Origin of the sequence: Clostridium rhizosphaerae, assembly GCF_016765585.1 — a bacterium.
Taxonomy (GTDB): Bacteria; Bacillota; Clostridia; order Clostridiales; family Clostridiaceae; genus Clostridium_AT; species Clostridium_AT rhizosphaerae.
Map to the genome: position 1 here is coordinate 137,390 of NZ_JAESWC010000008.1, position 24,886 is coordinate 162,275.

Annotated in this window: 20 protein-coding genes, 1 pseudogene and 2 riboswitches; of the genes and pseudogenes, 3 read left to right on the top strand and 18 right to left on the bottom strand. The window is 32.7% G+C overall.

Going from position 1 to position 24,886, the window contains the following annotated elements; translation table 11 throughout:
- Positions 1–138: 138 nt before the first annotated feature.
- The 6 genes from JK636_RS13410 to JK636_RS13435 all read right to left on the bottom strand — a co-directional run bounded on the left by JK636_RS13410 (position 139) and on the right by JK636_RS13435 (position 8,794).
- Positions 139–1,365, bottom strand: a complete 1,227-nt coding sequence (locus JK636_RS13410) for an Nramp family divalent metal transporter (RefSeq protein WP_202749521.1) — start codon at positions 1,363–1,365, stop codon at positions 139–141.
- A 34-nt stretch (positions 1,366–1,399) separates the two neighbouring features.
- Entirely contained in the window at positions 1,400–2,662 is a 1,263-nt protein-coding gene (locus JK636_RS13415; RefSeq protein WP_202749522.1) for a magnesium transporter, read from the bottom strand.
- A 211-nt stretch (positions 2,663–2,873) separates the two neighbouring features.
- Positions 2,874–3,042: riboswitch (M-box (ykoK) riboswitch) on the bottom strand.
- Between the two features lie 167 nt (positions 3,043–3,209).
- Positions 3,210–4,097: an ATP-binding cassette domain-containing protein gene (locus JK636_RS13420; protein ID WP_202749523.1), complete on the bottom strand. Its 888-nt coding sequence runs from the start codon at positions 4,095–4,097 to the stop codon at positions 3,210–3,212.
- Positions 4,084–4,806, bottom strand: a complete 723-nt coding sequence (locus JK636_RS13425) for an ABC transporter ATP-binding protein (protein ID WP_202749524.1) — start codon at positions 4,804–4,806, stop codon at positions 4,084–4,086. Before JK636_RS13425 ends, JK636_RS13420 begins: the two co-directional genes overlap by 14 nt.
- Before the next feature lie 3 nt (positions 4,807–4,809).
- Complete coding sequence (locus JK636_RS13430) at positions 4,810–7,755, bottom strand: ABC transporter permease (protein WP_202749525.1); 2,946 nt, start codon at positions 7,753–7,755, stop codon at positions 4,810–4,812.
- Positions 7,756–7,801: 46 nt separating this feature from the next.
- Positions 7,802–8,794, bottom strand: coding sequence for an efflux RND transporter periplasmic adaptor subunit (locus JK636_RS13435; protein ID WP_202749526.1), 993 nt, complete (start codon positions 8,792–8,794; stop codon positions 7,802–7,804).
- Positions 8,795–9,032: 238 nt separating this feature from the next.
- Between JK636_RS13435 and JK636_RS13440 the strand changes: the two genes are divergently transcribed.
- Positions 9,033–10,883 carry a YgiQ family radical SAM protein gene (locus JK636_RS13440; RefSeq protein ID WP_207751754.1) on the top strand — a complete coding sequence of 617 codons (1,851 nt, stop codon included), beginning with the start codon at positions 9,033–9,035 and terminating at the stop codon, positions 10,881–10,883.
- A gap of 200 nt (positions 10,884–11,083) precedes the next feature.
- Positions 11,084–12,982 carry a BMP family ABC transporter substrate-binding protein gene (locus JK636_RS13445; protein ID WP_202749527.1) on the top strand — a complete coding sequence of 633 codons (1,899 nt, stop codon included), beginning with the start codon at positions 11,084–11,086 and terminating at the stop codon, positions 12,980–12,982.
- A gap of 258 nt (positions 12,983–13,240) precedes the next feature.
- Here the strand turns inward: JK636_RS13445 and JK636_RS24215 are convergent.
- From JK636_RS24215 to JK636_RS13485, 8 genes and pseudogenes are all read right to left on the bottom strand, one after another.
- Positions 13,241–14,395: pseudogene (locus JK636_RS24215) on the bottom strand (IS701 family transposase).
- 212 nt (positions 14,396–14,607) lie between these two features.
- Complete coding sequence (locus JK636_RS13455) at positions 14,608–16,506, bottom strand: LPXTG cell wall anchor domain-containing protein (protein WP_202749528.1); 1,899 nt, start codon at positions 16,504–16,506, stop codon at positions 14,608–14,610.
- 61 nt (positions 16,507–16,567) lie between these two features.
- Positions 16,568–16,652, bottom strand: a riboswitch (cyclic di-GMP riboswitch).
- A gap of 149 nt (positions 16,653–16,801) precedes the next feature.
- Entirely contained in the window at positions 16,802–17,197 is a 396-nt protein-coding gene (locus tag JK636_RS13460) for an RHS repeat-associated core domain-containing protein (RefSeq protein ID WP_202749618.1), read from the bottom strand.
- A gap of 250 nt (positions 17,198–17,447) precedes the next feature.
- Positions 17,448–18,035, bottom strand: coding sequence for a metallophosphoesterase (locus JK636_RS13465; RefSeq protein WP_202749529.1), 588 nt, complete (start codon positions 18,033–18,035; stop codon positions 17,448–17,450).
- Positions 18,036–18,103: 68 nt separating this feature from the next.
- On the bottom strand, positions 18,104–18,751 hold the full coding sequence (locus JK636_RS13470; RefSeq protein WP_202749530.1) for a hypothetical protein: 648 nt from the start codon (positions 18,749–18,751) through the stop codon (positions 18,104–18,106).
- Between the two features lie 75 nt (positions 18,752–18,826).
- On the bottom strand, positions 18,827–19,717 hold the full coding sequence (locus JK636_RS13475) for a YegS/Rv2252/BmrU family lipid kinase (RefSeq protein ID WP_202749531.1): 891 nt from the start codon (positions 19,715–19,717) through the stop codon (positions 18,827–18,829).
- 112 nt (positions 19,718–19,829) lie between these two features.
- Complete coding sequence (locus JK636_RS13480) at positions 19,830–20,258, bottom strand: CBS domain-containing protein (protein ID WP_202749532.1); 429 nt, start codon at positions 20,256–20,258, stop codon at positions 19,830–19,832.
- 98 nt (positions 20,259–20,356) lie between these two features.
- The gene (locus JK636_RS13485) at positions 20,357–21,040 is read right to left on the bottom strand and encodes a TVP38/TMEM64 family protein (RefSeq protein WP_202749533.1); all 684 of its coding nucleotides are present in this window, start codon (positions 21,038–21,040) and stop codon (positions 20,357–20,359) included.
- A 203-nt stretch (positions 21,041–21,243) separates the two neighbouring features.
- Here JK636_RS13485 and pssA point away from each other — a divergent pair, with 203 nt between their 5' ends.
- Positions 21,244–21,759, top strand: coding sequence for a CDP-diacylglycerol--serine O-phosphatidyltransferase (gene pssA, locus JK636_RS13490; protein WP_202749534.1), 516 nt, complete (start codon positions 21,244–21,246; stop codon positions 21,757–21,759).
- Between the two features lie 17 nt (positions 21,760–21,776).
- Here pssA and JK636_RS13495 read toward each other — a convergent pair whose 3' ends face one another.
- From JK636_RS13495 to sdaAB, 4 genes are all read right to left on the bottom strand, one after another.
- Positions 21,777–22,115, bottom strand: coding sequence for a hypothetical protein (locus tag JK636_RS13495; RefSeq protein WP_202749535.1), 339 nt, complete (start codon positions 22,113–22,115; stop codon positions 21,777–21,779).
- A 73-nt stretch (positions 22,116–22,188) separates the two neighbouring features.
- Positions 22,189–23,232 (bottom strand): calcium/proton exchanger, encoded by a 1,044-nt coding sequence (gene cax / locus JK636_RS13500; RefSeq protein WP_202749536.1) that lies wholly within the window; start codon positions 23,230–23,232, stop codon positions 22,189–22,191.
- A 72-nt stretch (positions 23,233–23,304) separates the two neighbouring features.
- Positions 23,305–24,180: an L-serine ammonia-lyase, iron-sulfur-dependent, subunit alpha gene (gene sdaAA, locus JK636_RS13505; protein WP_202749537.1), complete on the bottom strand. Its 876-nt coding sequence runs from the start codon at positions 24,178–24,180 to the stop codon at positions 23,305–23,307.
- A gap of 9 nt (positions 24,181–24,189) precedes the next feature.
- A complete protein-coding gene (gene sdaAB / locus JK636_RS13510) occupies positions 24,190–24,867 on the bottom strand; it encodes an L-serine ammonia-lyase, iron-sulfur-dependent subunit beta (protein WP_202749538.1) in 678 nt (225 codons plus the stop codon).
- Positions 24,868–24,886: the final 19 nt, after the last annotated feature.

The following is a 24,886-nucleotide window of genomic DNA, read 5'->3' on the forward strand; positions in this document are numbered from 1 at the left end:
TACCATATACAAATATTCATAAATAGTTTGTGCTTATAGCTAAAAATAATACATTTAAAATATTATAGTGAACTACTTATAAAAAACTTAAAAATAAAAAAACCCCACAGCATATTTACTGCAAGGTTTTATAGCATTTTATAAAAAGGAGCTTACGAGCGTAATAACAGTCAAAACTATTATCAATAAAACTGTAGTTTTTGATATAAAATTTTGAAGTTTGTTATTTGTATGCTCTCCCATAACTTCTTTATCATTGACTAAATTAATCATAAAAATTAATACTACAGGACAAAGTATTCCTGCTAACTGCTGAGTTACAAGAATTATTTTAATAAGAGATATTCCTGGAAATAGTACTATAATAGCACTGACAATAATGATAAATAAGAATAAACCAAAAAACACCGGTGCTTCTTTGATTTTATTATTTAACCCGCTTTCAAAACCAAAAGCTTCACAAACTGCATAAGAGGTTGAAAGTGGAATAACAAAACATGCTAAAAATGATGCTCCAAAAAGTCCTACTGCAAATAGAATAAAGGAATAACTCCCCGCCAAAGGCTTAAGAGCTAACGCTGCATCCTGAGCAGTGTTTATATTTATACCAAACTTATGAAGAGTTTCTGCCGTACATATAGTTATGAATAAGGCTGTTAATACTCCCCAAAAAGTTCCTAAATAAACATCCAGCTGCTCATACTTGTAATCTTTAAGTGATATCCCCTTATCTACAATAGAGGATTGAAGATAAAACTGCATATAAGGAGTTATGGTTGTACCTACCATTCCAATTAAGGCTAAAGAATAATCCTTTGTAAAATTAGCATTTGGTCGTACAACACTTGTAAAAACTTCTGGCCAATGTGGTTTTACTAAAAATGCAGTTATAACATAACTGAAAAATGTAAGAGTAAGTCCTAGAAATACCTTTTCAGCTGTTGAGTAATCTCCCTTCATTAAAATAAAAGGGATTAAGAAAGTGATAATTGGTATTGAAAAATATTTACTTATATGAAATAATTCCAAACTTGCCGCAATACCTGCAAAATCGCCAATACAAACTCCTATATTAGCTACTAATAGTACAAACATCGCAAAGAACGCAAGTTTAACACCGTATCTTTCTCTTATTAAATCTGATAAGCCTTTTCCTGTAACTACAGCCATCCTTGCGTTCATTTCCTGAATAACTGCAAGACCTATTCCTATTGCAAATAGTCCCCACAGCATTGAGTATCCGTATTGTGCACCAATAACAGAATAAGTAGTTACTCCACCGGCATCATTTCCTGCATTGGCTGTAATTAATCCTGGTCCTAATATTGTTAATACAAATAAAAATTTGTTCCATCTTTTCTTCATTTACTGCACCTTCTTTCCATAAACTAAAAAAGTTCTAACTGACTTTTTTAGTACGTCTTCTCCAGGTTGGAAGGAAGACTTCATCTATAATATCCGTCATTATTACTATACCGCAAAGTTTATCTTCCTCATTAACCACAGGCATGGAAAGAAGGTCATATTTTACTGCAAGTTCTATAGACTCATCTATTCTTTCATCATCTTTAACCTTTATTACATTTGTATCCATAATATCCTTAAGCTTGTTTTCCGGAGCTGAAACAATTAAATCTCTAAGCGATACAACCCCATTAAGCTTTTCTTCTTCATCAACAATATATATATAGTAAGCTACTTCATCATCCGGTTTAAGTTCTCTTAAAAGTTCTATAGTTTCCTGTGTTGTTATATTAACATTAAAAGCTATAAAATCTTTATTCATTATACTTCCAACAGTTTCCTCTTCATATTCCATAAGCACTCTGACTTCATCAGCGTCTTCTTTTTCCATGCTCATAAGAAGTTTTTCTGCTGTTTCTTCATCTACTTCATCAAGTATATCCGCAATTTCATCATTTGGCATGCTGTCAAAAACCTCAACCATTTTGGATTCACTAAGGCTTTCTAAAAGATCCTTTTGAATTTCAGGCTCTATTTCTTCAAAGGTATCCGCTGCTAAATCTTCATCTAGACTTTCAAATACCTTAGCTCTATAATTTACATCCATTTCTTCTAATATATCTGCTAAGTCTGCAGGATGAAGCTTTGAAAGCTTTTGATATGGAACTGTAAGCTTGAGATTATCATTTACCATTTCAAGAGATTCAACACTTTCCCACATTATCAAACTATCGGAGGCATTTTTGTTCATTAAATTATAGAAGCCTTTTACAACCCCTTCAATTCCAAGTCTTCTTCCTAAAGCTAAAACTCCTGTGTCAACCGCAAGCACTCTAAGTTCTCCTGCTATCTCGCCCATTCTAAGGTCATTAACTCTTACAAGCTTCTTGCCATTTATATCAACAATCTGTTTGTCTAAAAGATGTTTTGATAAAAGATAGGAAAAACTTCTTGGTATAATTTCCTTTGCATCCTTAACTTTTATTAGTATATCTCTTTCATCTTCATAGAAATCAATATTTCTAAATTCGTAGTTAAAGATTTCTCCATCCTTTTTTATCTTATAGCCAATTGCTCTTGGATATCCATCTTCCGTAGTTACATAAATATCCCATACCTTACCAATAACATCGTCATACTCATCATAAACTTTCTTGTATAAAATGTTGCTTAAAAAGAAATTGGTTAGCTTTTTCATAGTCATTCTCCTCTCTTTTTGCAGAGGAATGCCTAATCAGAATAGAACAGCCTCCCTCTGCCTGTATTTAATTTTCGCTTTAAAATTGTCCTCTCGTATCGAGGGGCACCGTCCATTCATCTCACCACCCAATAAGTATAATTATTTTGCCCAAATATTGGTTTATAAATGAAAGAAAATAAAAAAAGAGCGCAAAGGCTCTCTAAAATTCAACAATAGCTTTCGTTGAGTTTTAGCACTATAGGGCGTAAGACAAAAGTCTAAGCTGCATTAGATAAAACCTTAATTCGGTAGTATCTGTTGACCATGAGTTGGCATCTCTCGATGTTTCCCGGTAGCAGCGTATATCCATATAGGAGCCTCACCTAACAAATATATTTTCTTTACACTATAAATTATATTACAAAAAACTTTAAATGCAACTATATTAGGCTAAAAATAATTAAATTTGTTTATTATTTTATATTAAATTTGTATTGTTAATGTTTTCATCATGTTTTCTCTTACTATTTATCATTCTCTCTTATTCTCACATTGATTTTTATGTCTACTTAGAATGAACTACAATTTGATTATCTACCAGCTCAACTTTAACTTTATTCTTTCCTTTCAGGCCCAAAGCTTCTAAATATTCCTTTGGTATTTGCAGCCTTCCATTTTGATCCATAACAATAAGTTCTTCATGTGTATCTTCTTTTTGTATGGTTTCTTTATTTAATTCCTCGCTGCTTAAAGAATTAAACTCATCAAGATAGGAGCTTTTTATTAAAAATTCACTGCTTGTTCTTCCATCTCTTATAGCAACAACTCTATTAACCTTTTTAGAAAGCTCCATGTCATGAGTTACTATTATTACAGTTACTCCTAAATTTTTGTTAATATCTCTAAAAACATCTAATACCTGAGAGGAAGTTCTAGTGTCCAATGCCCCTGTTGGTTCATCTGCTAGAAGAAAACTTGGGCTATTAGAAAGCGCTATAGCTATAGCGACTCTTTGCTGCTCTCCACCTGAAAGCTCATAAAGCTTATTATTTTTTCTGTGAGAAAGTCCCACCATTTCTAAAAGCTCTACAGCTCTTTCCCTCTTTCTTTTTCCCGTAAGATACATTGGAAGCTCAACATTTTCTAATGCAGTTAAATAGTTAACTAGATTTCTAGCATTATTCTGCCATATAAAGCCTACAGTCTCTCTCTTATATTTGATAAGCTCTTTATCCGTAAGCTTTAATAAATTTTTTCCATCTACTAAGAGAGTACCTGCGGAAGGTCTGTCTAAACCGCCAAGCATATTTAAAAGAGTTGACTTTCCGCTTCCACTGCTGCCAATTATAGCCATAAGCTCTCCATCTTCAACGTTCAAATCCAATCCCTGCAGCGCAACTACCTCTATGTCTTTTGTCTTATATATCTTTACTAAGTTTTCACATACTACCATTATTAGCTTCTCCTTTAAAAAGCTCATTTTGCTTTTCTTCTATAACCAAACCATCCTCTAAGGTTATAACACAATCACCAAGCTCCATCATATTAGGATCATGAGTAGTCATTACGATAGTTATGCCCTCTTTTTCAACCAAATCCCTAAAAAGCTTCATAACTAAAACAGCATTATGAGAATCAAGTTCTGCAGTGGGCTCATCAGCAAATATAATTCTTGGATTGTGAGCAATTGCCCTGGCAATTGCTACTCTTTGCTGCTCGCCTCCAGACATCTCCTGGGGCCTATGATGCATTCTTTTTGTAAGTCCAACAAGTTCTAAACACTCTTCAGCTCTCTTTTTAGCCTCACTGTAAGAATAACCTGCAATTTTTAATGCAAACTCTACATTTTCAAAGGCAGACATAAGCGAAATCAATGCAAAAGATTGAAAAATAAAGCCCATATGTTTTCTTCTTATATTATCTATCTTATTTAAGGTCAACTTTGTTATTTCTTCTCCATCAAAAACAAGTTTGCCTGAACTAGGTTTATCTAGTCCGCCCAATATATTTATCAAGGTGGTTTTTCCTGAACCAGACCGCCCCTTTAGTATTGTCAACGTTTTAGCTTCTATATTTATATTTATATCTTTCAAAGCATGTACAACATCTTTGCCTACATGAAATTCTCTACTTATAGCTTCAGTACTAATAATTGGAACCATAGCTTAGTCCTCTCCTAACTTTATTACGTTGCTTATTTTTATTTTGGAAAGCAGATAAATTAAAATTCCAAGCCCTAATATAAAGGTAAAGCCGATAAAACCATATACCTTAAGTCTATCACTTAAATAGGACATAATTTTAAAAGGTGGTATCTGCTGTGCAAAGCCTTCTGAAAGCTGGAAAAACACTACATATATTTTGCTGCACAAAAGCCCGATTAAGCTGCCAATAATCATCGCTATTCCAGAAGTTAAGAGCTGTTCCCAAATCATCATAAGCTTAAGCTGCATAGAAGATAATCCAATAGCCCTTAAAACACCAAATTGCAGATTTCTTTCCTTGAGAGACAGCACCCAATATAGTATAAAACCCAAAAAGCAAACAACACCGCTTATTATAAATCCCATAGTTAAAGATCCATTTACAGCAAGCTGACTTGGATTATTTTTTAGATTTACAATATCATTTTTCGTATCTACAAGGTTAGAGACTATAATAAATTTGTTGTCAGCTATTGCTTTATATAATTCTTCTCTTGATGCATCCTTTTTAAGCTTCAGCCATACTTCATATGGTTCCTTTGGAAAGTTATCCTGTATATAATTTAAATTAGTTACTATAAACTTATTTTCTCCTGCCTCTTCATCTTTTTTGTTATCCTCAGGAAGATTAGATGGCCAGTAATCCAAGACTGCATATACATTAAATTTTACTTCTTTGTTTCCATTCCAAGATACTGTTATGCTGTCTCCAGCTTTAGCTCCTGTACTTTCACTAATAGATGATGAGATTATACACGCAGCTTCTTCAGAAGATAGTAAATTTAAATACTCATTAATGTGGTAATGTAAAAGACCATTTCTATACCAAACTACATTTCCATAGTCATAAGGGTCTACAGCCATTAAATTGGCGTTATTTATAGATTTGTTTCCGGCCTTTGCAAAAGCTTCCTGCTTTTTAAATACTCTTGCAGCATGTTCAACACCAGGCAACTTTTCAAAAGCATCAAAAGGCGGTTCAATATACTGTGCAGTTTTTGCAGAAGCCGCCCCGCTCGTTTGGCTTCCGCCATACTGTCCATAAGGTGCTGGAGCAGTGCCTCCCGAATCTACCCTATCCCAAATAAGCTTCATTGCTATATCCGCACCGTTTTTATATTCTATTTTCTCTTCATCGTTAGTATTTATCGTTCTTGCAGCCGTTGCGCTAAATATACCAATAGACAACGTAAGCATTATAAAGACCATTAAAAAATGATAGCTTACTGAAGAGCGAGATACTTGTATTAAAGTTCCGTACATAGACGGTTTCCAAAACCTTTTACCAAGCTTATAAATAAGCTTAAGAATATACGGGTATAGTCTTAAAAATAAGAGACTAGCCCCTAATATAAATAATACCGGAACAAAAAATAATATAGGATCTACTTGCACATCACTTCCGGATAATGCAGCAGTTTTTATAAGTTTTTGTCTTTGAACAAAAGTATAATATCCATAAGCAGAAACCCCTAAAAGTATAAAATCTAAGAAAAGCTTTTGCCAAAAAGCTTTTTCTTCCCCTCTAGCTTTTTTCCTTTTATGATCTACTATACTTGTACGGCTTGCCTTGTAAGCTGGTATAAGCAGTGCTAAAAGAAATATACCGCTTGCAGCAAGAGCATAAATATAACTGCTTCCGCTGAGTTTAACCTCCAAAGCTTTTCTGTTTACAAATTCTAAGAAACCATTGGAGGCTCCTAAGAGTTTGGTTAAATACAAACCTAGAAGAGGCCCGACAGCTAAGGCGAACAACGCTAATATCATTCCTTCTATAACATAGCCAAACACTACCTGAAGCCTGCTTGCTCCTCGGCTTATTAGAAGAGATATCTCATTTTTTTCCTTTTCAATTATAAGCTTTGAAACCATAAACAAGTATATGGAAAGCATTATAATTACAGGTACATTTAAAGACCACATCATAGTCTTCAGCTGTTTTTCTTTTCCAAGATATTTTGTTGTCAGGTCCTTTAATGGAAAGTTTATATTAGTACTGCTTCTTATCTCTGATAAATCCTTTGATATGGAATACTCACCTGAATACAGCTTGTTTATATTTTTAAGGGATAGATCATGGTAATCCAGTGCTGAATACCACTTTGCTGAATCCAGCTGTGTTGGCTGAGCTTTAACAAAATCTTTTATCATCAAGTCCTCGTTAATAATTATGGACTCATTAAAATTAGATATTTTGTTTCCAGACCAGTACAAATTATCCTCTTCTTTAGGTCCTACTACCCCAACTGGTTTAATTTTGATGTCTGCTATTCCTTTTTTGTTAACATCGCTTAATACATACACCCTGTTTAAAACCATTTTAAATTTGCTTAGCGCACCTTCAGTTATCATAACTTCATAAATATTATCGGTCTTTTCATTAGCAGGAAGCCTTCCATCCACAATCTTTATGTGCTTTTCTATATTGCTTAACGATTGAATCCTTGCAAAAGCATTGTCGTCAAAATCGCCTGCTTTGAAGTTATCATGAACCATCTTTCTTGGCTCAGTTGAGTAATTAACAACTTGTTCCTGCACTTTTATTCCTATTCTATTTTGAAAATCTTTCTTAAAAAATTCATCCGTCTTTATAAAATCTTCATAGTATTTATTAAAATACTTTTTAACATTATCGTTTTCAAAAATATTATTTCCTTGCACATCCTTAAGAACATCGCCTAAAGAGCCGTCATTTAAATAAAAAAGAGCTGTAAAACCTCCCGGGTACGCTTCACTTTCTTTTTGATAGTTTTCCAAATCCTTTATAAAAACTTTCTGAAGCACAGCATCTGTATACATTGGTATACTGCTCATTAAAGCAGAACATATTAAAAGACCTATCATTAAAAATATGATAAACCATTTATTTTTAACCATTTTTCTTAATACCATCTTAATTAAAGCCATAAAAATCCCCCAGTATCATAAAATACGTACAACTTCGTATATCGCATTAATTTAATATTACCTTCTGACCTTCCTTTAGACCTGAAATTATCTCAACTTCCGTTGTGCTTTCTATTCCCTTTTCTACATCTATACTTACCTTTTTATTGCCGTCTAGAACTTCCACTGTATTGTTTCCCATAAAGTTTTTCAGTCCCTGCTTCGGAATAACTATGGTATTTTTCTTTGTTTCAAGAGTTATATTAAGTTCCATGGAATCTCCTAGATTCACATCCTTTACAGCATCCTTAAAATCTAGAACAGCCGAATCCTTATATTTTCCTGATGAAGGCAGCTGGGCTACCACTCCCTCATAACTTTTTCCGTTTAAGCTTAAATTTACTTTAAGACCGGTCTGGAGCTTGGCTATACCGGAAGTATCTGAAGGCTTATAATTTACTTGAAGTTTATTGGGATCTGAAATAGTAACAAGAGTCTTATAAGGCTCTACAATATCTCCCTCCTTCAAAGTTTCAATAAAATCAACTTTTCCTCCTATAGACGCAGTAAGCTTCGAAGATTGAAGCTGACTTTTCATAGTATCAAGTTTTGTCTTTTCAACTTGAACATCAATAGCAGCAAGCTGTTTTGCATACTCATCTGTCCCTGCAGAAGCCCGGTCATTATTAATCTGTGCCTTTTTAAGGCTTAGTTCCTGAAGCTTTATATTACTTTCAAGGTCATTTGTATCAAATTCTAAAAGAACATCTCCCTTATTAACCATCTGCCCAAACTTCACTTTTATACTCTTAAGTCTCTTTCCATTTTCCTTAGTAAACAAATTATTTTCATTAGATGATACAACAGTACCATTTCCTTTTACTGCCTTTGTTATATCTTTTTTAACTACATCATACAGTTCATATTCCTGCTTTTGAGGTTTTACTAAAGGTGGTGCAAGCGTTTGCTCTTCCTTGGGTAAAACACCGCAGCCCGTTAAAGCTACACTTCCAGTTATTAAAATTGCAATAAGTTTTTTATAATTTTTCTTTAAATTCATCGTAAAATATCCCCCATTTTCATCATATAAGCTTATAAACAGTATATATCATATTTTATTAAAGTAAAAGTTTACACCACAAAAACTTTTACTTTTGTAAATTATTAAGTTTTTATATAACTTTTTTAGGCAATAATTCTAAAAGAAAATAGATTTCATAACCCATATAATTATGATAATATATAATGGATTCAATATACTAAAATGTATTTATGTATAGATCATAAGGAGAAACCTAATGAAAAAACAATCAGACAACATTACTAATAAATTTCTTCCTATAAACAGGAAGGACTTACAAGATAGAGGAATAGACCAATTAGATTTTGTATTTATAAGCGGTGATGCCTATGTAGACCATCCTTCCTTTAGTACTGCTGTTATTTGCAGAATACTTGAAGATGAAGGCTTTACTGTAGGGGTAATTGCTCAGCCAGATTGGAATACAGTAGAGGATTTCAAAAGACTCGGCAAACCAAAACTGGGATTTTTGATAAGCTCTGGTAATATAGACTCTATGGTTAATCACTATACTGCTGCCAAGAAAAGAAGAAGCGACGACTTGTACTCTCCAGGAGGAAAATCCGGCTTCAGACCAGACAGAGCAGTTATAGTTTATTCAAACCGTGCAAAAGAAGCTTATAAAGATGTGCCAATTATACTTGGAGGCATTGAAGCAAGTCTTAGAAGATTTGCTCATTATGACTACTGGTCCGATAAAGTAAGAAGAAGCATACTTTTGGATTCCAAAGCTGATTTGCTTGCTTACGGTATGGGTGAAAAAACAATAATTGAAATTGCAAATTTATTAAAATATGGAATGTCTATAGATAAAATGACAAACATAAGAGGTACTGCATATGTTTCAAAGAATATTGAAGAACTAAAAAATTATATAGAAGTTCCTTCATTTGAAGAGGTTTCAACCGACAAACTCTCTTATGCAGAAAGCTTTAAACTAGAATCTTATGAACAAGACGGTATCAGAGGAAAAACCTTAGTTCAAAAACATGGAGACAGATTTATTGTTCAAAATCCTCCTCAGCTTCCAATGACTCAGGAAGAAATGGACAGAGTATATAATATTGCTTATGCAAGAACTTATCATCCAAGCTATGAAGCTCAGGGCGGAATTCCTGCTATAAACGAAGTTAAATTTTCTATAACAAGTCATAGAGGCTGCTTTGGAAGCTGCTCCTTCTGTGCTCTTACCTTCCATCAAGGAAGAACTATACAAAATAGAAGTCAGGAATCCATAGTTAAGGAAGCAGAAGATATTATTAAAGATAAAGATTTCAAAGGCTATATCCATGATGTAGGCGGTCCTACTGCAAACTTTAGGCATAAATCATGCAAGCTTCAAGAGGAACACGGGGTATGCAAAGCAAAGCAGTGTATGCACCCTAAACCTTGCAAGAACTTAATAGTAAGCCATACTGAATATTTAAGCCTTTTAAGAAAATTAAGGAGACTACCCGGAGTTAAAAAAGTGTTTATTCGTTCCGGAATAAGATATGACTATTTAATTTATGATAAAAATGAAGAGTTTTTCGAAGAACTCTGCAAGCATCATATAAGCGGTCAGTTAAAGGTTGCACCTGAACATGTAAGCGATAAAGTTTTGGCTCAAATGGGAAAACCAACTAGAGAAGTTTACGAAAGATTTGTTAATAAATATCATTCTGTAAATGAAAAGCTTGGCAAAAAACAGTTTTTAGTACCTTATTTAATGTCCAGTCATCCTGGAAGCGATTTAAATGCTGCTATAGAGCTTGCACTTTATATAAAGGAAATGGGCTATACTCCGGAACAGGTTCAAGACTTTTACCCAACCCCCGGAAGCCTTTCAACTACAATTTACTATACAGGAATAAACCCGTTCACTAAAGAGAAAGTATACGTTCCAAAGGATCAAAGAGAGAAAAATATGCAAAGAGCTCTGCTCCAATACAATCTTCCTCACAATTATAATCTGGTGAAAGAAGCCTTAATAAAAGCTAACAGACAAGATCTTATAGGTTATGATAAGAAGTGCCTGATTCCTCCAAGAGCGCCAAAACTCAATACAGGTACTAAAAAAAGAACTTAGTACCTGTATTGAGTTAATGTAGAATTTAGAATTAATAATGTAGAATGGTGGTAAAAAGTCCCTTATGGGGCTTTTTTTATTAGATGCATTTAAAAACCCCCTAAGGGATTTTTTTCATTAATTCTTCATTCTACATTCTACATTCTTCATTCGTGTGCTATACTATATCTAACAATATTTAACAATGAGGTGGAAGCATGATGGATAAAAATGGTCATGAACACTTTGATGAAGCAAGGAAACTGGCTGTAAGAGAATATAATAGAAGTATTTCCAGTGGTGAAATAGGATATCTACCTTCCCTTGAAGGTATTTTAAAAGATACGGAAATAGTTGCACAAGTGGACTTAGGTCTTATTGAAATTCCTCTTAAGAAAACTATAGGTACTTACACTCATTTGAGAAGTCTTTCTTTTGCAAGAAACTTTATGCCTCTTATAGAAACAGAGTTTAGAGAAAAATGGTCTTCACTGTGTGAAGCTCATCTTCATGAGGGCATAAGAGATGCCATTAAAGTTTATGAATATATGAATTGGTTTTACGTAATCGAAGGCAATAAAAGAGTAAGTGTGCTTAAATATTTTGATGCCTACTCTATTTCTGCCAAGGTAACAAGACTTATACCGAAGCTTGATGAAAACAGCAAAGACAGCAGGCTTTATTATGAGTTTCTTAAATTTAATAAAATAACTAACCTCTATTCAATATGGTTTTCAAAAGAAGGCAGCTTTGACAAGCTTCTTAAGCTATTTGATAATTTTAATCCTGAAAACTCTTATTTTGATAACAAATATAAATACTTTGAAGTATATATTTACAATACCTTTAGAAAAATATATTTATCTTACGGAGGAGACAGACTTAAAATAACAACAGGCGATGCTTTCCTTGAATACGCAAAAATCTATGGAATGCCTAAGAAAGCAAATGAAGAAAAGCTTACTTTAAGAATGAAAGAATTTTTAAAGGAGCTTGAAGTTTTATCAAAGGATGAAGGTATAGATTTATCTACAGAACTATTAGAAGTAAGTCCAAACAAAATGATCAACACCTTAACTTCTTTAGTTATTCCAAAAAAGAAATTAAAAGTAGCCTTTGCTTATGCAAGAACTATAGAGGGCTCAGGCTGGACCTATTCACACGAGCTTGGAAGACTTCATCTTGAAAAAGTTCTTGGCGATCAGATAACTACCGGCTACATAGAAAATGTTCCTGAAAACAGTGATGCCTATAAGATGCTTAAAATTCTAGCAAACGCCGGTAACGATATTATTTTTACTACCAGCCCTATTTACTTAAATTCAACCTTGAAATGTGCTTTGGAATTTCCGCAGGTAAGATTTTTCAACTGCTCCGAAGCTCATCCGTACACACATGTAAGCAATTATTACGGCCGCACCTATGAGCCTAGATTCTTAACAGGAATTATTGCAGGCTCAATGACAAAAGACAATATAATAGGTTATGTTGCCACAAGCCCCACTCCTGAAGTTATAAGCTCTATAAATGCCTTTGCTTTAGGCGCTAAAATGGTTAATCCTTATGCCAAGGTTAAAGTAGCCTACACTAACGAGTGGAATAGTCGTTTAAAATTTACGGATGCAGGAAGCAGGCTTATTAAAGAAGGTGCAGACATAATTTGTAATCGTACCTTAGAGGTTTCTCATCCTGTTTCTACAGACTTTGGTGTTTATTCCATGCTGTGCACCATTGATAAAGAACGTGGTGTTCCGGATAAATATCTGGCAACCCCTATATGGAACTGGGGCATATTTTACGAAAGAATACTAAAAAACATATTAAATAACACCTTTAAAACTATTGTTGATATGTTCAGTAACAATCCAAAGCTTATAAACTTTTGGTGGGGAATTGATACTGGTGTTGTAGATATTTTTTATTCAAAGGAGCTTGTACCTCCAGAGACTCAAAAACTTGTAAACCTAATGAAAAAAATGATTATGAACAATGCATATCATCCTTTTACAGGACCAATTTACGATAGAGATGGGAACCTTAGAATAAATAATGAGGAAACAGCCTCCTTTGAGCAGATATTATCTATGGATTGGTTTGTTGAAAATGTAGAAAGTATTTAAAGCAGCTGTCTCAAAACAGTTTAAACCTGCTGCCACAGTCTAAGTTGCCCATGAGAAGTCATTTAGACCTTTCATGGGCAACAAGCATATTTGCACCTGTACTTACAAATTGTTCATCAAGAGCAAAAATAAAAATCTAATTCTCGTGAACGCTACTATAAAGTCAATCCTCTCTTTGAACAGCTCTATTAAAAGCAAGTGATGGCCTTTTTATTATTTACATATTTAAATATAGACCTACACCACTTTACAATAAAATTAACTAACTTCATCTAAACAATGCAGGAATTAATTGCCTCTAAAGTCGCTTGATTAATTTCACTCTTTTGTATCTTTTGCACGAAAGTGCCTAATATTAATTCTTTTGATATTTGGTAAGAGATAGCATTTTTAATCTCCTGTGGACTTTGAAATTTATATTTAGAGAAACTCTTGTGTATGAAAGGTAATATGACTGCAAAGTTATAGGCGATAGCCAGTAAGTTAGTATAGTTTTCTATCGCTTCTTTATTTCTTACCATATAGTTACCAAAAGACCAAAAGAATTTATGCTGATAGAAAAACACTTCAATATTCCATCTGAATTTATATGTAAAAAATAGAATAAGGTTTGATTTCTCTTTATTAACTGTACAATTATCCACAGAATAATTCCTAAATGAGTATATATCTGCAGGCTCTATCGAGCAAATATATACCCTAACAGATGAAAATTTATCAGTATCTGTAGTTGTTACTGTTACTAAAACAGAATCATCAAACAAATTTGTTTTGTTGCAATATATTTAGAAAAGGCTTTTTAGTATACCAGCTATCACATAATACTATAACTTGATAATCCTTTAGTAATGGCATTATATTTTGTATCATATTACCTGCTATTTCAAGTTTGGTTTCACTTTTGTCATAAATTTTATACCCTACAGGTAATGTTATATATTTGATTTTTCCATAAACGAGGATTGGAATACTTATAGCCAAAGATACAAAGCAGTGCCCATTTAAAAAAGACGTACCATCATGTTTTGTACGATCAAATAATTTGCCATAGCAATCAAATTTATCTCCAAATTTAGCTTGAAGAGTATCACCTGTAATCAGGAAAATAGTTACAGATGACTTAAGTTCCTCTGGAATAAGTGTTAATGCTACTTTTACAGTTGCAAACATCAAACTCTCTACCGAGAATTTTGTATAGGATAAAAAGTAGTAAAAAGAGTTGAGAGCTTTATCCCAGTATCTGTTGATAAAATTATCATATAGAAACCTTATTGAGCGAACCTCTTGAGTAGAAAGTATAGCTGTAATAAGCAAAACAAAAATATGAAAGCTAAGTTTATAAAAAATAGAACGATATTCACTTAAATAGTTTTCTATTGTTTTAATTATAGATTTTTCGTCAATACTAATCATGAGTGCCAGATCCCTCCTACAGAAATACTCTGTTTGTTCAAAATTAGTATTGATAATAAAGAGGTATTTGGTACTATGATTTTTTTGGTAATTTTAAATTACTTGTAAAGTGGTGTTATGGTTATATAATTAATTATTAAGTGCTTTATAAAGAGATTTCAAATCAACGATAAAAAGCTGACACAACTAATTATTTGTGTCAGCTATAACAATTAAATTTGCTTCATCGTAGGTTTTTTTATAAATAAAAGTACCCCAAATGCAATTAGTAGGAGGGCTCCTATTATCAAGTCATTGTTATTTAAAAACGCTCCAGTTTGAGGAAGCATACCATTTGTCTGAGCTATAGTATACTTGCTAAAATGAGTTGTTTCAAAGGTAAAGGTCTTAGTGTTCTTATCATAGCTTCCACCTATAAGCTCCCACTGCTTAGTTGTTTCATTGTAGTAATATGCTCCAAGCTTTGTGGTATCCAAGTTCTTAACCTCATCACTGGTAAGTTTAACTGCTATCTTGGCCTTGCCGCTCTTAAAGTTATGTATATCCTTTATCTTAGTTCCATCCTGCATGTAGGTTCCCAAGCTGAAATCAAAGATTTTTCCAACATTCTTAAGTGAGTTTAATATAGGGTCATTAGTTATAATATTTTGCTTAATATTTACATAGGAGCCTTGTACAGTTCCTTCATAGTCCACTGCAGCAAATGGTAGTTCCATAGTTACTTTGCTTGTATTCATCTTATAGCTTCCAGTGCCACTGTTTATAGCAGCTGCATCAAGCTTTGCTTCAACAGACTGCACATCAGCACCTAATAAAGGGGATACTTCGTTTACTTCATTCTTCACTATTTGTGCAGTATCAAGAATAACAGTTGCTGATTTGGTATTGCTGTCAATTTTAGTTGTAAATTTTTCTACTACAGGTGGTTTCGCATCATCCACTACTGGTGATTTTCCATCATCTACTACAGGCGATTTCGTATCATCAACTACAGGTGGTTTTTCATCATCTATGGATATATTAAAATACCCAAATCCGACTATTCCGGTTGCTACCAGGTGCTTATCGTCGTAAACTCGCACTCCTTTTAATGCATCTGAAACAACATACTTTTTAACCAGGCTATCTCCCTCAAATTTTGAAATTACACCATCTTCATCTACCCAAAGATTACCGTTTATATCTTTATCATAATAGACGTCTTTACCTGTCATATCAAATTCTTTCATAAGCTGAAGATTATCTCCAACTATTGCATATCTTTGTACGAATTCTTTGTCAAACCTCTCTGAACTATCAGTTTTTGTGATGTGACCGTCTACGATATTAATAGTATTATTGCTGCCTACATACATAGATCGTATAGTATAGCTAGTTGGTAAAGTAAATTCTTTTATTTGATTGTCTTTTGATACCCTATACAGCTTATTATCTGTTCCGGTTCCAAAGGATTTAAAGAACCATACATTCCCACCTTGATCTACCTGTAACCCATTAAAAGAATCAAAGTTGCTTCTCCCAGACTGCTGTAATATGCTAAATTCAAACTTAAAGCCCTTTTCATTATAAACTATGTGTCTTGTGTAATTGTCTTTTATTCTTGTAGAGTTAGGATAATATTCAGGAATATTATATTCTGATCCTAAGAACCACATTGTACCAGTTTGATCTATTACTATTTTCTCAACATATGGATTACCAACTGGAGATTTAGGCATATTTTTAACAAATTCCATCTTATAGGTATTTAAATCCACTTTATAAATAGGTTTATCTTCTTCTGTGTCCTGAATTACATATAAATTGTCATTGTATACTCCGATATCATCGAGCCATCTCAAAAAGTTAAAATCTTCAGATATAATATGTTTTTGGTCTTTTTCTTCAACAAATAGTTTTAAGTTATTATCTACTATGTTTACATTTTTAATAATAGTCTTGCCCTTGTGCTGAAGCGCAAAACCTATAGTTTCTTTTTTAACCTCTGTAAAGGTAGGTACTGTTGAATCAGCTTCCTCTGCTTTAACTTTTATATCCAACGTCTGAAACAGCATCGTTAAAAATAAAAGAACCATTAAAATTGAATTTCTTCTCTTTTTTTGTGTTTTCATTATTATCCCCCTCTAATTTCCCATAGAAAGGTTCTAGTCAAAAAATAAAAAATAATCCTATTTAGGTGGCCCGGCTGTCATAGAATTGCTTCCTTAGACCCGCAGCTTTGCGTCTTTATTTTTCAATAAATTTGCCATTTTCTATGGGATTTTGTTAAATTAATGAATATATTGTAATATTTTTACTAAACATGCAATATTATATCATATTATTTGATAAAAATAAACACTATATAGAAAGCAAATTTTATATTACAAACTAGTGTATTCAAATTATTTCTATTTCGTTTCAATCTCAATCGCTTGCTAATGCACTTCCTGCAGGATGAGTAGGATCTATAAAGTTTACAGGGTCATTAGAACAATAGCTGTAAAGATGCTGTGTCCATGGCTCATATGGATTTCCGCTGTAGGTATCCTGAGTTAAGAATCTTCCTGTTATTGGGTTATAGAATCTAGAGTCCATGTAGTAAAGATTTGCTGATAGGTCGTGTACTGCTCCTGTGAATTTGGTAGTATTTTTGAATAAGGAGTCTCCTTTATCCGCTGTCTTGCCAAACTCGTCATAATCATAACCTTTTACAAGACTTCCCTCTGGATTAATTATACTGCTTACGCTTCCTCTTATGTCATAGTTATAGAAGAAATATTTGTTAGCATAGTTTCCGTCAAGTCTCTTCGAAGCTATTATTTATTGCAGAGTATTGTATATTAACATCTTGGAATATATTCCTGTATCACACTGCTTCTACACTAACATTCGTACTATCATTCAAACTTGTCCCCATTTTTATAATGTATGGGTGAGTCATAAATTCTGGCTGTATACGTTCCGTCGCTATTAAGAAAAATTTTTTCATTTTTTGTTCTTTGGTCTATTATTTACATATAAAAATAAGATATATCAAAATAAAGTTATCTTTTATCTTGATATATCCTATTTAAAGCTCAACTATATAATATTGAAAAGCATTTATAATCTTTGTATTCTTATACTCATTAAATCTTGGCTTCATGCCGTAATTTAAGTGAACATGACCATGAAAAAAATATCTTGGTGAATATTTATCCATAAGCTCTATAAAACACTTAAAACCTCGATGACAGTTATCAGTATCATCTCCAATACCAAAGGCAGGAGCGTGAGAAACCAATATATCAAAGCCTTTATTAAACCAAAGCTTTGGCTTTAACTTAAATATTCTTTTTTTCATTTCTTTTTCATTATATTGATATTCCGCAAAACTATATCTATGACTGCCTCCAAGACCTAATATTCTTAATCCCTTATAGTTTACTAGTTTTCCATCAATGCACTCACAGCCTTCAGGAGGGTTGCTTATGTATCTTGTATCATGATTACCAGGCACATAGAATAAAGGTGCCTTAATCATGGTAACTAAAAAGGAAAGATATTCTGCCTTTAAGTCCCCGCAGGATATTATAAGGTCTATATTTTTAAACTTCTCAGGCTGAAAGTAATCCCATAGATAAGGATTTTCTTCATCAGAAACTAAAAGTATTTTCACGGCTAACTCCTGCCTTCTCTTTAGTAAATTATATATACAATGCAAGAACTTTATTGCATTGTATATATCTATTTTCTCAGCTTAGAAAGTGCATAATCTATTGTTATAATCCAAAGTATATCTCCAAACAAAACTGTTGAAAATAAAGTAATACCGGAGGCTTCAAGTATAGTCTCGATAATAACTGCCGCAGACGAAGCAATTATCATTCTTACACCAAGCTTATTAATATTTTTATTTTCTATGAAAATTATTGCTGTAAACAAAAACAGTGTATTTATTATCAGATAAATTCCATACTGTATATTTTTATTATTAAAATACATTATGTATCCTAGATTCCTGAATATCTCTATGTTAATGGAAAACTTGGATATTAAAAATATGTAACATGGAAATAAGACACCTGATAAAATTAAACAATAATTAAACTTAATTTTATCATTTCTAAATAAAATATAAATCGCAGCTGAAGCCAATACTGGTATAGTCAATAGATTTAAAAATGCAAAAGGCTTTAACAAATATAAATTTTTAATATTCGCTGAAAATAATAAAATTATTAAAGCTGCATACCTTAAGCTTACAAGTGATAATGCACTGAGGCTTAAAATTTTTATCTTTAATGGAGCAAACTTTAAGCTATAGCTTATCCCATAATAAAGTAATATAAATACAAGCAATAACAAGGTTACATAAAAATAATATACGTTCATATACACTCCACCTAAATTGTTACTACTTATATTTATTATTTTTTTTAGACTTTTATTCTATTTTTATATATAATTCTAATCGTTTAAGTAACCTAATACCTTAAGACCGCCCTTTACGCACTCAACAGTAAGAGGAAAATCCGGTCCTCTTTCCCCATCGATATCTGTTACTATATCTTCATAACACTCAATATACATTTTATTTGTTTTAAAATATATTAAATTATGTGCATCCTCTTCTAAGTGCTCCCCTCGAAGCATCTTAATTAAGAGAGCAACCATATCCTTTATTGTTCCTGCTTTTATAATTATAACATCTAAATACCCATCATCTACTTCTGCTTTATAAGCAAATTTTAAATTTCCTGCGGTCTGACCGTTAAAAGCAAGCATCAAGTACATGTCGCCATCATACTCAATTTCCTTTGAAGAAACTTTTATTTTAAGCTTTTTAAAATTTGGAAGCTGTTCTATACCCTTAACGTAGTAAGCAAGCTTTCCCATTGTATTTTTTAATGTAACACTTGTTTTTTGAGAAATATCTGTAAAAAGACCTGTACTTGCTACATTAACAAAATACTTATCATTAACCTTTCCAAGATCCACAGTTCTAGGTTGTGTATTCAATATTTGTTCACAGGCTCTTTCAACATCCTGTGGAATTCCTAAAAACTTAGCAAAGTCATTAGCTGTGCCCACGGGAAGTACAGCAATGGGAAGATTGATATTTAGAGCTTTCATATGATTAACTACATTATCTACGGTACCGTCTCCACCAGCTACTAAAATATATTTATATGTATAATCAATATCTTCAAATGCTTTTGAAAGCTCATATTCAAAGCTTATTCTATAAGGCACAATTGAGTAACCATGCCTTTGATGAATATCTACAATCTTATCTAGATCATTCACAATTGAATTTTCACCTGAAAAAGGATTATAAATAAATTTAACTTTGTTCATACGACTTATTCACCCACTAACACCTTTATTTACACATACATTATATTACCAATGTATAAAATCCACAAGAAATTTATAGAATTTCCTGTGGACTTTTAAAGTTTGTTTATGTCTACATCATAGGAGAACTTGGCTCTGATATTTCGCTTAGAGCTTCTTCTGCATTATCCTTGAGTTGCTGCTCAACTGCTAAATCTCCAAGAGACACTATACCAACAATATTACTTTTATCAACTACAGGTAATCTTCTTATCTGTCTTTCGCTCATTATTCTTGCTGCATCATGCACATCCATATCTGGATTTGCTAATACAGGATTAGAACTCATCACTTCTCTAACCTTTTGATTCTTTACGTTTTCTCCTTCTGCTACTGATCTAAGAGCAATATCTCTGTCAGTAATAATACCAATAACATTTTCACCATCACATACCGGAACCGAACCAATATTATGTTCCTTCATCATCTTTGCAGCCTGCTCAACAGAATCTTCAGCATTTAAAGTGGCAACATCTTTAGTCATTAAATCTTTAACTTTCATTAACGTCCCCTCCTTAAATTAAACAATTAGTCTTCCTATATAGTCTTAACTTAAAGAAAGAGATTTATTATAGGTATATGTATACTTAAATAGAAATTTTAAGCTTTAGTTTTACTGGTTTTATTATAAGACTTAAACATAAAAGATCCTCCAATAGCAACTATTGCTACCAGTGCTAAAGGTATTATAAACTTTTTAGAAAATGGGTGATGCATATTTTGTCCTAAATATGAATATGCAAGCATTTCTGGAAATGCTCCCAGCAACGAGGCAATAATAAAATCTTTATAACTTATTTTAGTTAGTCCTGCAGCATAGCTTAATGGATCATATGGAAATAGTGTGGATATTCTCATTAAAAACATTATTTTAAACCCATGAGTTTCAATATTATCATCAAGCTTTAAAAGTTTTCCTTTAGTTATCTTAGATACAAATGGCTTTCCTAAACGTTTTGCAAGAAAAAATGCTAAGGTTCCAGAGAAATAGAGTCCAAGCATTGTAAGTATAAAACCTTTAATAGGTCCAAATATATTTCCAGCAAGTACTGTAAAAGGAAGAGCCGGGAAAAACACTATTATTGGTTTTAAAGAATATATTATCAACAGCACTAAAAAGGCTAAAGGTCCAAAGCTGATTATGTAGTTTCTTAAAGCTTTAAAATTAATATATCTAAAAACAAATCTTAAGTGCCTTTGATACCTTAAAAGAAAATAAATAAAAAGAAAAGAAATACATATTATAAGTATAGCTTTAATTATGTTTTTCGTTTTATTCTTCATTTTTTAACCCCTTACATTTTGTATAATTAATGATATCATTTAAATTAGTTTACAGCTACTGCTTTGAAAAAAATAAACTTAATTTTTTTTACTATTAACCATTTACTAAATCTATGTTATAATATATTGTATTAATTTAAAGCTGATTTTATATTGGTAATTTATGCAAGACGGAATTATATTATTTTTAGGAGGAATTTTAAATGTCAAAGAAAAACGCTGTGCCTAATATATTTACTTTTGCTAATTTGGCCTGTGGCGTGTTATCATTACTTATGACTTTTAATTCAAATTATAGATGGGCATGTCTGTTTATAATTATTGCGGGATTAATAGACAGATATGATGGCAGGGTAGCAAGATTCTTACAAGTATCAAGCGATATAGGAAAAGAGCTCGATTCTTTAGCTGATTTAGTATCTTTCGGAGTTGCGCCATCTATACTTATGTTTAATTTATATGATTATACTCACTTGGGACTTATCGGCTATATGCTAGTTTTAGTATTTCCTATTGCAGGTGCTTATCGTCTTGCCAGATACAATTCTATGCCTTTCAACAATGTATTTACAGGCATTCCGATAACCATTGCAGGAACTTTTCTTGCTCTGTTTGCTTTACTAACTCTAAATTATAAAACAAATTTATCAGTTTCGATAGTTCTTGTAGTTATGTTATCCTACTTAATGATAAGTAAATTAAGATTTAAAAAGGTGTGAGATTTTTCCTCACACCTTTAACTTTTTAACTCATCAAATTTAATTTCATCATCTATTTCTGTTAGAATGTGATTAGAATTTACTTTTCCTTTAATAATTTCAGACTTTATCTCACAATACTCCATATAATTACAAGATGCCTTTTCAAGCGTAACTATTAAATCATCTATTATATCTCCGAGTTTATCTGACCTTTTAAGAGCATCTCTTATTTCCTCTTTTCTTGCTAAAGCAATCTTATTAAGTTCATCAGCTCCTCCAATTAGAAGTCTATAAGAACTTACAAGCTTACCAAGCAAATCTGCCAAATTATTTATATCCACGTAATATGTTTCGATAAGTTTCCTTCCGCTCAATTAATCACCTAAAAAGAATTAATATCATAACTATTTATATTATATGCCTTGATATTTTATTACATATAGAGCTTTAAGCTATATAATAATATCCAAGCGTTATCATAATATATATGGCTATAAGTATTGCCCCTTCAAACCAATAGGTTTTCCCATCCTGAAACACAAAGTATGACATACCAACTCCAATAAGTCCAATAATTATTTGGAAGTTAGTAAATATTAAATTCATTGGAGATATTGTAAAGTAAGAAAAAATCATTAGTATTGGAGTTACAAATAGTGATATTTGTATGCTGGATCCTATTGCTATCTCAAGGCTTAGGTTTACTTTATTTTTTAAAGCACACATTATAGCCGAAACATTTTCGCCAATATTTCCTAGTATAGGAATAAGAATAATTCCTAAAAATTCTTGAGAAATATTATAAGTATCTACCACTCCTTTAATATTTACTATTAGTTTTTCGCTCAAAAAATACAATATTACTGAGCATATAATTATACCTATGAATATAAATTTCATTTCTCTTGGCTTTGTACTCACTTCTTCACTAGACTCACTCACTACAAACAAATTCCCATGAGTATAGAGGGAAAATACAAGTCCTAATATATATACTAAAATAAGTACGACAGCGACTTTAAGACTGATAGAAATCATAGCTCCTTTAGTAAGTGCAGCATATCTGTTTAAAGAAGCCAAAACTACTATGGCTGACATAGCCAAAAGCAGCATATTAAAATTAGTCCTTGCAACTAGCTTATTAAAATTTTGGTCCTTATACTTAATTCCTCCAAAAAATATGGAAACGCCAAGAACTAAAAGCATATTGCTTATTATAGAGCCTATAAGTGCAGATTTTACCATTGGAAGCATTCCAAGCTGAATAGACCAAATTCCCATCATAAGCTCTGGAAGGTTACCTACTGTGGCCGCAATAAGACCGCCCTTCTTATCACCTATATATTCAGAAATATCTGAAGTGAATTCACCTAATAGAATAGCCAGTGGAATAACTGCAGCAGAATAAATTATAGTATTAATAAGACTTGATGAGGTACTTATAAAAGTTAATACAAAGGATAGAGCACCAAAAAAATAAATTTTCTTCATAAAAATAACACCTTATTTATCTTAGTCTCTTTACTAGACTATTCAAAAATAAATAAAGTGTTACCTGTAAAATTATTCTCCCAATATTTGCTTTCTAAGTTTTATTCCCGTAGGTGTAGATGCAAGCCCGCCAAGAGCAGTCTCTCTTAATTCACAAGGCATAGATTTTCCTACTCTATACATAGCTAGTACTGTGTCGTCAAAAGGAATTATGCTCTTTACTCCGCTCATGACTAAGTCAGCTGTTGTAAGGGCTGCTACAGTGCCTGAAGCATTTCTTTTGGCACAAGGTGCTTCTACAAGACCTGCAATAGGATCGCAAACCAATCCTAAAATATTTTTAATAATAATTGCGCCAGCATTTAGTGCCTGTTCCGGTGTTCCTCCCATCATTTCTACAACAGCGGCTGAAGCCATAGCTGAAGCTGAACCCACCTCTGCCTGACAACCTCCCTCTGCACCTGATACGGTAGCATTTTTTGCTATAATGATTCCTACACCAGAAGCAGTAAATAGGGCTTCAATCATTTCCTTGTCTGACTTTTCAAGCTTCTCCGCAGCCGATATTATAACTGCAGGCATAATACCGCAGGAACCAGCTGTAGGAGCTGCCACTATTCTTCCCATGGCTGCATTGACCTCAGAGCTTGAAAGTGCTCTTGCCATAGCCTTTAATATAAATTTATCGCAGAGAGTATTTCCCTTTTCCAAATAATCATAGAGCCTTTTTGCATCTCCGCCAATAAGTCCGCTTACGGAGACAACTTTGTTTTTCAAACCTCGATTTGCTGACTCTTTCATAACCTCTAAGTTTTTAGCCATTTTCTCTATAATTTCTTCTCTGCTTATACCTGTCTCTTTAATTTCTTCTCTTATTGTATATTCAGCAATAGATATGTTTTCTTTTTTACATATTTCAATTAATTCTTCACCTGTATTTACAAACACTTATGCTCACTACCTTTCAACTATTGGACTAATAGCTCTTATGCTTTTAATATTTCCGATATCTATAATGTCTTGTATTAATTTTTGAGGAACATCCGAATCCGTTTCAAAAATCATAGTGGCCTCTGAACCCCTACTGCTCCTGTATACCTTCATTGTTGCTATATTTATTTTAGCTTCATATATTATTGAACTAACCTTTGATATAATACCAGGTACATCCACGTGCTTAATAATAAGCGTTGGATATTCTCCTGTAAATTCTATCTTTTCCCCATCAACTTCCTTTATAATAATGTTGCCGCCGCCAATTGAGGACCCCATGACTTCAACCACATTATCATCATAAGTTGTTATTAAAAATTTTACTGTATTAGGATGCTCGTCCCCTAAGTCTGCTTCAATAAATTCCATTTTTAGTCCTTGTATTTCAGCAATATCAATAGCAGCTCTTAATCTCTCATCCCACGGCTCCATACCTAGTATGCCAGCAGCTAAAGCCCTGTCTGTACCGTGTCCCCTGTAAGTTTTTGCAAAGGAACCATGTAGTAAGAATTTAACTTCCTTAATATCCTTTCCGGCGATTATTCTTGCAACCTTTGCAAGTCTCGCCGCTCCTGCTGTATGTGAACTTGAAGGGCCTATCATAGCAGGTCCTAATATATCAAAAGCACTATAATTTCTCATTATATCTCCACCTTATTAA